Source organism: Vibrio sp. Y176 (assembly GCF_033438945.1).
The window spans coordinates 1-500 of sequence record NZ_JAWOQS010001288.1 but is presented as its reverse complement, the minus strand read 5'-3'; the positions used below and the strand labels follow the sequence as shown (position 1 = coordinate 500).

Below are 500 nucleotides of genomic sequence, written 5' to 3'. Positions count from 1 at the left end.
TGGTTGAGGCAAAAGCTTACTTAAAAGATGAAGAACGTAAGTTAAAAGAATTTCAGCGTTTAGTTAAACGAAACGCAATTACTCAAACCGAAATTGATGCACAAAAAGCAAGCGTGGAGATGGCTCAGGGTCGACTGGAGGGTGCGAAAGCGAATCGCGCCGATATGCATATCACCGCGCCCTTTTCTGGAACGGTTGGATTTATCGATTTCAGCCGCGGGAAAATGGTTAGCGCAGGAACTGAGCTTCTGACATTAGACGATCTGTCGGTCATGGAGTTGGATTTACAAATTCCAGAACGTTATTTGTCGATGTTGTCAGTTGGAATGGAAGTTGCCGCGAAGACCAGTGCTTGGGGTGAACAACGTTTTTCTGGGAAAGTGACTGGTATTGATACCAGAATCAGTGCAGAGACATTGAATTTGCGCGTGCGCATTGAGTTTGATAACCCAGAAAACCAATTGAAACCGGGCATGTTGATGAACGCTTCACTGGCATTT

General features: G+C 45.0%; 1 pseudogene. It reads left to right on the top strand.

The annotated features are described in order from the left end of the window. Positions 1 to 500, top strand: a pseudogene (vmeE, locus tag R7O13_RS31455) (multidrug efflux RND transporter periplasmic adaptor subunit VmeE); the annotation flags it as partial.